Origin of the sequence: Adhaeribacter terreus (genome assembly GCF_042657365.1) — a bacterium.
GTDB classification, from domain to species: Bacteria; Bacteroidota; Bacteroidia; order Cytophagales; family Hymenobacteraceae; genus Adhaeribacter_A; species Adhaeribacter_A terreus.
On sequence record NZ_JBHSKT010000014.1, the window covers coordinates 58559 to 69286 of the forward strand.

Consider the following 10728-nt stretch of genomic DNA (forward strand, 5'->3'; position numbering starts at 1 on the left):
ATTAGATGCAGACCACCTGGCCATAGTTGCCTCCATACTGCGTTAGAATAAAATTTCAACGGCTCAAAGTTATTAACAGGTACTATGTAAAACAAGGTACTTTATAAATATTTCCTTCAACCTGCAATTTTTAATGGTGAACCACCAGAATTACCGGATGAATTAACAAAGCATTGATCACTTCCCGGGTTTTCAGGCTCCAAACCCTACCGTTTCATAACAAAAAACCCTCCCGATTTCTCAGGAGGGTTGCAAAAAAAATCATTAATTTATTAATGAACTGCTTTTTCAGCGTGTTGCTCATGCTCATGTTCCGAATGGCAAAATGTACAGCTGGCCGAGCAAGGCGCATGACGTTCCTGGTATAAATTCAGCAGCGGCACGCGGGTATGGTAAGCCTGGGTTTTGTGGTACGTTTGCTGGAAATATAGCTGCAGTAAATGCGTATCCTGGGTGGCTAAAACGAACAGATCAGCGCGGTGCTTTTCGGCAAAATCGTTCATACCTTCCAGCAGGTCTTCTTCTTCAATTAAATGCAGGCTGGTTTGGCAGCTAAGTTGGGCAGCCAGCTCTTCGCCTTTGTGCAAAATCTGCGCACGACGGTTACGTTCTTTTTTCGGGTAGAAATGCAGGAACGAAACATGGGCTTTCAGCGCATCGGCCAGGTTACAGATCCCTTTGGCAACTTCTACATCCTGATTTGTAAAATCGGTAGCAAAAACTACTTCTTTTATCTTTTTGAACTGCACACCTTCCGGCACCAGAATAGCCGGACACGGAATTAATTGTTGCAGCGGCAGCGGGGTTTCGGTTTGCAGGTTTTCCAGGAAGTTTTCGCCGGTAAGCAGCAGATCTATTTGCCGCGTTTCAGCCATGTTCGCAATAGCATTTACGGGCGCGCCGGCCGTTACGAAACATTCTACCGGTGGTTGCTTCGCTGCTTTGGTAGTCGGTTCATTGGCAAACCGGTCGGCGAAGCTGCGCAGCTTTTGCAGGTAGCTGAATTGCTCGGTCATGGTAAGCGCTTTTTCCGAAGAACAATATAGCAGAACGATCTCGGCTTTCAGGGCTTTGGCCAGTTGCAAACCGTAGCGGTACGTGTTCACGCTTTGGTCAGAAAGATCGGTTAAGAGAAGCAGTTTTTTCATAATTGGTGCGGTTAAGATAATGGTTTGTGAAAGTTCGGAAGCAGTTTTTGGAGCGATTTCCCTACCGTTTTGCAACCGGTTTGTGGCAGCAAGCCATCTCGGTTTTTTCGGCGGTTTTAATTACCTGTGGACTCAGGTACGGAATGCCTAAATTCAGACCGCGCAGAATGAAAAGCACGGCCATAAACGTAGCCGCGTAGGGAATTGCTTTCTTGAAAAATGAGCGCAAGTTCGGCTTCACTAATTTCCCGGAAAGGCTCAAAATAAACATCAGCGGAAAGGTACCCAGGCCGAACAAAGCCATGTACAACATGCTGCCTCCTACGCTCGGAACGCTCACCGCACCGGCCAAAGCAATGTACACGAAACCACAAGGCAGAATGCCGTTCAGCATACCAATAATACCCATGGAAGCCGTGCTGTTTTTCTGAAATTGTTTCGCCATTAAACTCTGCACTTTCTGCAACACTTTATCGAAACCAAGAAAGCTGGTAAACTTATTTCCTCCGAAATGCGGCAGCACGACCAGCGCTAAAATCAGCAACCCGGAAACGATAGAGATTGTCTGCTGAAAACCGGCCAGTTGCAGCGATTTCCCGAATAAACCTGCCAAGCCGCCGAGCAACGAATACGTAAGAATACGGCCGCCATTGTACAGGAGGCGGCCGGCTACAAATTGCCAGCCCGCACCCCTGCCAATCGGCAACGCCATCGCAATCGGGCCGCACATCCCTACGCAATGGAAGCTTCCTAAAATGCCGAATAAAAATCCTGCCCAAACCATGTTTCTAATGTGCTAATTTTTTAATGTGTTAATGTGCTATGCTTCAATTAGAAAATTTGGGAATTTGAAGATTTGAAAATGAAATTTCTCTTTCCGGATTTTCAAATTCGTGCGGTTAATTCAGCGTGATGGTTTGTTCGGTGAAGTAGTTTTTGCTGTTCATTTCGCTGCTTACCCGAACTTTCCAAAGACCGCGTTCCAGGTTATCTACCGAAAGAAATTGCTGGCGGGCTTCGTTTAAATTCAAATCGGTTTCAAAGTCGAGTTTGGCGTTGGAAGGACGGAAGAAATTGATCTTGCCGCTTACTTTCCGGCCTTCGTAAAATTCCGGAAATGCAATTACCAATTGTCCGGCCGCTTCCGCTAAGGTTACCTGAATTTCGGCATTGCTGGTTTTGGTTTGCGAAACAGTATTGATGTGCTGCTGGTAGGCAATTTCCTGCTTGTAATAATCTTTACTCACCAGATCCACATCGCTTTTCATGGCCATTCGCACGAAGTTTCCGATGTAGGCAATAAAAAGTATAAAGCAGGCTATTATCAGGCGCGGCCACCAGCTGAAAGTATTTTGTTTTTGATGTGTGGTATTCATTTTATGTGCGGTTAAATGAATGCAAAAGTTGTTTTTTATTGATTGCTGATTGCAATTGAAATTTGCCATTGCAACCGTTACAAAATTCCGGTTTTCTTGAACTGAATGAAATGCGTTTGGTCAGGCAGAAAAAGGTAATTGGTCATCTTTTTGTTCGACCACATTTCTGCGTCATCTCGACGTCAGGAGAGATCTCATCAAATTGATAGTGCGGTTTAGTTTTTGGGCTGAAATGCCTATCGTTTTTGAAATCTAGAAGTCGTGAGAAAACGTGTCTGAGTAGTAATAGCTTTTATTCAATAGACACTACCTTATTCCGGAGATCTCTCCTATCGTCGAGATGACAAAAAGTGCGTCATCCCGAGTGCAGCCGAGGGAACTTATGGGACCGTTATAAAATACTGGCTTTATAAGTTCCCTCGGCGTTGCTCGGGATGCCCGGAAAAACGCTATGGTTTTCGCCTTAAAAACTCAATCAACAATTTAGCCATTTAACAATTTAATTCGCCGGCCCCAGGAACTTGGTAGTTTTAGTAGTAATCAGTTGCTCACCGCTAAACACGCCGATCTTGATTTCGGTGTTCATTTTGTGCAGTTCACCTTTCGGAATTTCGGCGAAGAAAACACCTTCTGTAATACCTTGCGCCGGCAGCATTAAACCGCTGCGTACCATTTTAATTTCGCCTTGCGGCACCAGTAATTTCAGCGTTACCGGGTAGGCCTGGTTGGTCTTGTTGATGAGCGAAATGTTGTACAGGTTACTGATGTTGCCGTTCTCTTTTTTCTGGTACATCATGCCCGGTGTGCGCAGAATGGTAGCGTCTATGTTTTTACGGGTTACCAGCAAGGTTACGAAAACGCCCATCAGCACAACTAATATGGCGGTGTACGCGCGCATACGGGTGGTGAACTGAAATTTCTTCTTCTCGGCTATTTCTTCTTCCGATGCGTAGCGGATCAGACCGTGCGGCTTGTTGATCAGGTCCATGATGGCGTTACAAGCATCGATGCAGGCGGTGCAATTGATGCATTCCAGCTGGGTACCATTGCGAATGTCGATACCGGTTGGACAAACTTGTACGCACTGGTTACAATCAATGCAATCACCTTCGGTGCGCACCTGGTTTTTGTGCAGTTTGCCGCGTGGTTCGCCGCGTTCGTAATCGTAGGCAACCACAATGCTTTTCTTATCGAGCATCACACCTTGCAAGCGGCCATACGGACAAACAATGGTACAGACCTGCTCCCGGAAACTGGCAAAAACCCAATAGAAAATTCCGGTAAAAATCGCCATCGAAGCAAGTCCGCCGAGGTGATTGGCTGGGTTATCGGTAACGATCTGTTGCAGCTTTTCTACGCCAATAATGTAGGCCAGAAGCGTGTTTGCAATGATGAAAGAAATGGCAACGAAAATGCTGTGCTTGGCGGTTTTCTTCCAGATCTTTTCGAAGTTCCATTCCTGTCGGTTTAGCGCTTTTTGTTTGTTGTTGTCGCCTTCTATCCAGTATTCAATTCTGCGGAAAACCATCTCCAGGAAAATGGTTTGCGGACAAACCCAGCCGCAGAAAACGCGCCCGTACACGATGGTAAACAGGATAATAAAAACAACGAACGCTAGAAAACCCAGCACCAGAATAAAGAAATCCTGCGGCCAGAAGATCATGCCGAAAATGATGAACTTGCGCTCAACTAAATTCAGCATCAGCACCGGCAATCCGTTTATTTTCAGGAACGGACCAATGAACATCAAGGCCAGCAAACCATAACTCACCAGTTTGCGGTAATTGAACAATTTGCCTTTAGGTTTTTTAGGGTAAACCCATACCCTTTTTCCGTCTTTGTCAACCGTCGAGATCGTGTCGCGGTAGGCTTCGGTATCGGTAATTGCGTTGCTCATATTCACTTTCCGGTTGTGCGCGCCGGCAGCGAGAATTTTTAATTAGAAATTTATAAATCAGGATGCGGGAGTCTTTTATTCTGGCAAATGCTATTTGCAATTCTACTCTAGATACTCGTTTTGCTTACCTGTTTCTTTTACAAAGTTCTCGCTGTTGGGGGGGAATTGGAATGTTACCGGTCAGCGGGAAAGATGCTTTTCGTCATGTTTTTTTGAAGGAAGGAAATTTTGAATTGGCATGCCGTTTTTGAAATGCTGTTCCGGATTTGTAATTCGGAACTTTTGAGCTGCGGATTTGCAATCCGCTTCTCTAAGAGCAAACATTTCTGCTATTAATACGGATTACAAATCCGCGGCTATGTACTTCCGTATTGCAAATCCGAAAGAGCAAGGAAGCTATAGCCCCATTCCTGTTCTTTGGAGTCTTTCGCAAGATGACTTCAAAGTTTAAATGAAATAAGCCGTCTCTGACAGCGCCACCTTTTGCAAACAAGCATTTCCGGTAAATTCGTGGTTCTGTAGGGAAGTCGGAGACTTCCTTTTCATCGTAAGTTTTCAGTCATCCTGCGGAAGACTAAAAACAGCATTTTGGAAAACCTTAACCTTAACCTTAACCTTAACCTTAACCTTAACCTGTGGCACATGAACAAAGAAAAGCTATTAAACATACTTTCTACTTTCAAATTACCTTCCTACAATTTTTGAGGCTGCGCCTCACTGAAGTTGAACACTTCAGATCATTTATAGGTCCAGGTTTGAAAACTTGAACCAGTAGATTGGACTTATAATTCAGTAAAAGCAAAAAACTGCCAGGCGAAATTACCTGGCAGTTTTCTTCCATTCGTTAATCAGAAATCAAAATTCTGAATCTTAAATTGTAAATCGCCAATCTAAAATCGTAAATCAAATTCTATTTCTTCGGTTCGTATTTCTCGCCTTGCGGGGCCTTGGCGTTGGCTGGTTTGGTACCTTGCAGGCTCAGGATATAGCTGGCAACTTGCAGGGTTTGGTCTTTGCTGAGTTTTTTATCCCAGGCTACCATGCCTTTGCTGGTTACCCCGAATTTGATGGTTTTAAAGATGTCGTTTACGTCGCCGCCGTGCAGCCAGTATTCGTCGGTTAAGTTCGGGCCTACGGTGCCTTCGCCTTCTTTGCCGTGGCAGGCGGCGCAGTTTTGGGCGAAGATGGTTTTACCGCTTTCAATGGCCGGAGCATCGGTTAATACTTTGTAGTTTGTAACTGCGTTCGGATCGCTTATTTCGTTGGCGCTTAACAAGGCGGCTTGCTCCATTTCTACGTTATACTCAGCAGTTTGCAGTTTACCGGTTTCGAAAACGTGGTAGTGCAGCAAGTAAACAATCCCGAAAATGATAGTGGCGTAGAAGCTGTATTTCCACCACGGCGGCAGGTCGTTGTCGAACTCGTGGATGCCGTCGTAGCTGTGGTCTTCGATCAGCACGTCTTTGTGTTCGCCTACAATGGCTTTGGAATCGCCGCGCAGCAAACCAACCAGTTTTGCCATGGGCAGGTGCGCGTTTTCCGGGCGGTTATAATAGCTTCCCAGTACCGGCAGCATGGAAATGAAAGTCATAACCAGGAACAGCACCACCAAAGCAAACAGGAACACGCCGATCAAAAGCACCAGGAAAACGGTGGCCGGCAGGCTTTTCAGATCGAAGCTACTTTTTACCTCGGTTGGAGTAGCGTTTTTCGGATCGGCCGGTGTAGTTGGCGGGGTAGCCGCTACAGTTACCGGAGCTTCGCTTTCGGTTTTGATGTAGGCAACTACCGCTTCAATGTCTTCGTCTTTCAGCGAACTTTCAAAAGAAGGCATGGGCACTTTGTTGAATTTTTCGAAAAGAGCAACGGCTTGTTTATCGCCGGCCTGCACCATTTTCTGGGAGTTCTTTACAAAGCTGTTGATCCATTTCTGGTCGTGGCGTTTGTCTACATCTTTCAGGGCCGGACCAACCACGTCTTCAGTTATGCTGTGGCAGGCTTTACAGTTGGCTTCGAAAATGGCTTTGCCGTCTATTTGCTGCGCCTGAGCTCCCGTTCCGAAAAACGCTAGGGTTGCGGCCGCAAAAAGTACTTTTTTTAACGTTTTCATTGTAGTAGTTCGTTTGCCAGTTGAGGTTCATTTTCGTTTTGCAAAGGCAGCTCGCTCATGGCCGCAAAATGCTTTTTATCGCTCAGCACCACGTAAAGCAGCAAGCCCAGGAAAAACACGAAGAATATGATAAATGAGATCAGCGGGAAAATCTCGATTCCGGTGATGCCCTGTAATACATTCTTATACATTTTATTTCGTTATTTATGGTCAGGATTTTGGATTATTCGATATTCGATTATTCGACTTTTTTGGGCTTAAACCCTACCGTTTTTTAGGCTTCCCTGCTCCGGTCTGTGAGGGCACAGACCGGGGTTTGGGTTGGTTTTTAATTTCTCTTTTGAAGGGTGACTTTTTCGAGCTTTACCCCTAGCGTTTTTGTCGAATGATCGAACTTCTAAAAATCGAATTATCTAACTTGTTCTTCTTTCACTTTAATGTCGGTACCCAGGCGTTGCAGGTAGGCAATCAGGGCTACGATCTCTTTTTCCGGTTTTACTTCGATGCCTTCTTTGGCCAGATCCGCAGAAATTTCTTTGGCTTGCTTCATCAGGTCGGCGTTGGCTTTTTTGGCGTAGCCAGGTTCGTATGGAACACCCATTTTCTGCATCGCTTCGATCTTGGCTTCAGTGTCGGAGATATCTAAATCCTGCTCAAATAACCATGGGTAAGGCGGCATAATTGAACCTGGAGACATGCTGGTCGGGTCCATCATGTGGTTGTAGTGCCAGCTGTGCGGATATTTCTGCCCTACGCGGTGCAGATCCGGGCCGGTACGTTTAGAGCCCCACAGGAACGGACGGTCGTACACAAATTCGCCGGCTTTAGAGTATTCGCCGTAGCGCTCGGTTTCGGAGCGGAACGGACGGATCATCTGGGTGTGGCAGTTCACGCAACCTTCTTTTATGTATAAATCGCGGCCTTGTAATTCCAGCGAAGTGTATGGTTTTACAGAGGCGATAGTTGGTACATTAGAGTCGATAAGGAACGTTGGCACCATTTCTACCAGACCACCAATTAAGATGGCTACGGTAGCCCAAACGGCCATTCTGAACGGCTTCCGTTCGATTAAACGGTGCCAGTGGCTATCGTGGTGCTGACCAACGGTGGCAGGCATTAACGGAGCTGCTTCAGCTTCTTCGTCGGCTTGCAGGCTACCGGCTTTGGCAGTTTTGAAGATGTTGTAAAGCATCAGGAACGCACCGCTCAGGTATAAAATACCACCAATACCACGCAGGTAATACATTGGCACGATCTGCAGCACGGTTTCCAGGAAGTTGGCATACTGCAGCACACCGCCTTCGCCGAATTGTTTCCACATTAAGCCTTGGGTGAAACCAGCCCAGTACATTGGAACCGCATAGAAAATGATACCCAGCGTACCTAACCAGAAGTGCGCGTTCGCTAATTTCTTAGAATATAAGTTTGTCTGGAAAATACGTGGTACTAACCAGTACAGGATACCGAAGGTTAAGAAACCGTTCCAGCCAAGAGCGCCAACGTGTACGTGTGCTACGATCCAGTCGGTAAAGTGGGCAATGGCATTCACATTTTTCAGGGAAAGCATCGGGCCTTCGAATGTAGCCATACCGTAAGCAGTAATTGCTACTACCATGAACTTCAGTACCGGCTCATCGCGAACGCGGTCCCAGGCGCCACGCAGCGTTAACAGACCGTTGATCATACCACCCCAGCTCGGCGCGATAAGCATTACGGAGAACACTACGCCTAAACTTTGCGCCCAGTCTGGCAACGCAGTATATAATAAGTGGTGCGGACCAGCCCAGATGTAAATGAAGATCAGCGACCAGAAGTGGATGATAGACAGGCGGTAAGAATAAACCGGACGGTTCGCGGCTTTCGGCAGGAAGTAATACATCATGCCCAGGTACGGCGTGGTTAAGAAAAACGCAACCGCGTTGTGGCCGTACCACCACTGCACCAGCGCATCCTGCACCCCGGCATAACCAGAGTAGCTTTTCAGTAACGTTACCGGAATTTCGTAAGAGTTAACGATGTGCAGCACGGCAACCGTTAAGAACGTGGCGATGTAAAACCAAACCCCCACGTACATGTGGCGTTCGCGGCGCTTGGCAATGGTTCCGAACATGTTCCAGCCGAAAACCACCCAAATTAAGGTAATCGCAATATCAATAGGCCACTCAAGTTCGGCGTATTCTTTGGAAGTGGTAAAGCCCAACGGCAAAGTTAAAACCGCCGAAAGAATGATAAGCTGCCAGCCCCAGAAGTGGATCTTGCTTAGCACATCGGAATACATTCTGGCTTTTAATAAACGCTGCAAAGAGTAATAAACCCCCATAAAAATACCGTTCCCCACGAAGGCAAAAATTACGGCATTGGTGTGCAGCGGCCTTACCCGGCCAAAAGTAGTGTACTGGGTACCCATATTTACATCCGGGTTGGCCAGCTGAAAGGCAATAATTACGCCGATGAGCATACCGGCCAGGCCCCAGAAAATGGTAGCCCAGGCAAAATTACGGACAATCTTGTTGTCGTAATAGAAGGTTTCAAGCGTGTTGATCTTATCTCCGATCTTGCCGCCTAAAACCCCGGGTTTTGGGTTTAAAACTTCAGTTAACATGTGCGGTGTCTGCTTTAGTGTTTGTGGTTGGTTTAATTGTAGTATTGCGTTTGGTTAATTCTTGATCGAAAAGCATGCGCACCGAAGGCGTATAATCGTCTTCGTACTGGCCGGAGCGTACGGCCCACAGGAACGCAACCAGGAAAATGATCGCTACCGTTAAGCTGACGCAGATCAAAAGAAATATAATATTCATGCCGGAGCGGTTTATGCGGTTAACGTTGGTTTAAAGGCCTTTCCTGACTTTTTTGGTACTTTTCGATACCGTTTTACATAGCCGGAAATGCCTTTAGCCAACATTACAAAATTACTGCGGCGGGGAAAGAGGAAATATGACGGATGTCAGTTTTGAGGGTGATTGATTGCAGGGGGTGGGAAATAATATAAGACTTCTAAATTTCAAAACATAAGAAAAACACTTATATTGACCTTGCTTATACTACTAACAAAAAAAATATGTCATCTGCCAAAACTTATATAGCCCAGTTAGACTTTGAAGATTGTTTTTGGGCTTCCTATTTAAGAAATTTAATCCTAGAGGAAAGCCCAATTTCTGAGGATGACATGAAGGTTTGTACTGAAAACTTTTTAACTAAAGTAAGCCTACCACCTTCCATTAAAAATACTATAAGCAACTCAAATATCACTAGAACTCCAGAAGTTCTTTATAAAATTTCTAACAATGAAAATGTTAGAGGGATTCTGGATAATAGGGAAATTATTTTTAGTCCTTATGCGACAGTAATATATGGTAAAAATGGCTCCGGAAAATCAACTTTTTATAAAATACTAAAGGATGCGTTTAACCAACCTCAAAATATTTTAGGAAATATCTATCAACAGAGAGATATAACTCCAAGGGCTACAATCGAATTTACCAATAAGATGAAAGCCACTTTTCTACAGAAAGGTGGACGTGAATATGACTTATCGAAAAATTTAAGTTATCAATGGGAAAGAGGAAAACAGTTTCCTAATAATATAAAATTTTGTGACAGTGATATTCTAATAAAATCACTTAAGCGAAAAGAAACAGGATGGAGTATAGATAGATTTAAGTTAAACCTATTTGAGCAATTCCAAGAGGCTATTTTGAAAATTGAAAACTTGATTTCTAATGAGAACTCTCAAAAAAGGTCTCTATTTAAAATCAAGTTTGAAACTTTACTTAAAGGTTTCAAGGAAAATCCAGACGAAAATTTCTTTACACAGCCATTAACAGAAAATTTAATCCTTGAAAAAAGAAATTTATTAAAAACTTATCTGGAAACTAAAGAACAACCTGATTTAGAAGAGCAAAAATCCGAATTATATAGAGCTGCTAATAGAAATAGTGAGGATTATATTATTAAAATTAAAAATTTAACAGCTTCAAAAGATCACTTAGTTCAATTCCAGTCATTCTTAAAAGATCGAGAAAGAGTAATATCAGGAATTGAAAAAATCAATGAAATAATCCAAAAAATAAATAAATTAAAAAGCCTCAGAAAAACTAATGATTTAACTGAATACAATTTATTATTTAACTCTTCTGAGTCTGCTCCACAAGAACAATATTTTAAATTAATAAAAGATATTGCTGATTTAGCGGTTAA

At 44.3% G+C, this 10728-nt stretch carries 9 protein-coding genes; 1 reads left to right on the forward strand and 8 read right to left on the reverse strand.

Annotation, left to right across the window (positions count from 1 at the left end; all coding sequences use genetic code 11):
- Positions 1 to 272 precede the first annotated feature (272 nt).
- The 8 genes from ACFPIB_RS16925 to ccoS all read right to left on the reverse strand — a co-directional run bounded on the left by ACFPIB_RS16925 (position 273) and on the right by ccoS (position 9329).
- Entirely contained in the window at positions 273 to 1148 is an 876-nt protein-coding gene (locus tag ACFPIB_RS16925; RefSeq protein ID WP_378018659.1) for a universal stress protein, read from the reverse strand.
- A gap of 61 nt (positions 1149 to 1209) precedes the next feature.
- Complete coding sequence (locus ACFPIB_RS16930; RefSeq protein ID WP_378018660.1) at positions 1210 to 1932, reverse strand: sulfite exporter TauE/SafE family protein; 723 nt, start codon at positions 1930 to 1932, stop codon at positions 1210 to 1212.
- 115 nt (positions 1933 to 2047) lie between these two features.
- Positions 2048 to 2524 (reverse strand): FixH family protein, encoded by a 477-nt coding sequence (locus tag ACFPIB_RS16935; RefSeq protein WP_378018661.1) that lies wholly within the window; start codon positions 2522 to 2524, stop codon positions 2048 to 2050.
- A gap of 499 nt (positions 2525 to 3023) precedes the next feature.
- Positions 3024 to 4421, reverse strand: a complete 1398-nt coding sequence (gene ccoG / locus ACFPIB_RS16940; protein WP_378018662.1) for a cytochrome c oxidase accessory protein CcoG — start codon at positions 4419 to 4421, stop codon at positions 3024 to 3026.
- A 910-nt stretch (positions 4422 to 5331) separates the two neighbouring features.
- The gene (locus tag ACFPIB_RS16945) at positions 5332 to 6531 is read right to left on the reverse strand and encodes a c-type cytochrome (RefSeq protein ID WP_378018663.1); all 1200 of its coding nucleotides are present in this window, start codon (positions 6529 to 6531) and stop codon (positions 5332 to 5334) included.
- Entirely contained in the window at positions 6528 to 6722 is a 195-nt protein-coding gene (locus ACFPIB_RS16950; protein WP_378018664.1) for a hypothetical protein, read from the reverse strand. The genes ACFPIB_RS16945 and ACFPIB_RS16950 overlap by 4 nt, the downstream gene beginning before the upstream one ends.
- Positions 6723 to 6940: 218 nt before the next feature.
- On the reverse strand, positions 6941 to 9133 hold the full coding sequence (gene ccoN, locus ACFPIB_RS16955) for a cytochrome-c oxidase, cbb3-type subunit I (RefSeq protein WP_378018665.1): 2193 nt from the start codon (positions 9131 to 9133) through the stop codon (positions 6941 to 6943).
- Complete coding sequence (gene ccoS, locus ACFPIB_RS16960; protein ID WP_378018666.1) at positions 9123 to 9329, reverse strand: cbb3-type cytochrome oxidase assembly protein CcoS; 207 nt, start codon at positions 9327 to 9329, stop codon at positions 9123 to 9125. The genes ccoN and ccoS overlap by 11 nt, the downstream gene beginning before the upstream one ends.
- Before the next feature lie 260 nt (positions 9330 to 9589).
- Between ccoS and ACFPIB_RS16965 the strand changes: the two genes are divergently transcribed.
- The coding region (locus tag ACFPIB_RS16965; RefSeq protein ID WP_378018667.1) for a hypothetical protein at positions 9590 to 10728 on the forward strand (1139 nt) is incomplete at its 3' end.

Excerpts from the sequence above, each read along its gene's own strand:
- ACFPIB_RS16925 (WP_378018659.1), bottom strand. The coding sequence starts at position 1,148 with ATGAAAAAACTGCTTCTCTTAACCGATCTTTCTGACCAAAGCGTGAAC.
- ACFPIB_RS16930 (WP_378018660.1), bottom strand. The coding sequence starts at position 1,932 with ATGGTTTGGGCAGGATTTTTATTCGGCATTTTAGGAAGCTTCCATTGC.
- ACFPIB_RS16935 (WP_378018661.1), bottom strand. The coding sequence starts at position 2,524 with ATGAATACCACACATCAAAAACAAAATACTTTCAGCTGGTGGCCGCGC.
- ccoG (WP_378018662.1), bottom strand. The coding sequence starts at position 4,421 with ATGAGCAACGCAATTACCGATACCGAAGCCTACCGCGACACGATCTCG.
- ACFPIB_RS16945 (WP_378018663.1), bottom strand. The coding sequence starts at position 6,531 with ATGAAAACGTTAAAAAAAGTACTTTTTGCGGCCGCAACCCTAGCGTTT.
- ACFPIB_RS16950 (WP_378018664.1), bottom strand. The coding sequence starts at position 6,722 with ATGTATAAGAATGTATTACAGGGCATCACCGGAATCGAGATTTTCCCG.
- ccoN (WP_378018665.1), bottom strand. The coding sequence starts at position 9,133 with ATGTTAACTGAAGTTTTAAACCCAAAACCCGGGGTTTTAGGCGGCAAG.
- ccoS (WP_378018666.1), bottom strand. The coding sequence starts at position 9,329 with ATGAATATTATATTTCTTTTGATCTGCGTCAGCTTAACGGTAGCGATC.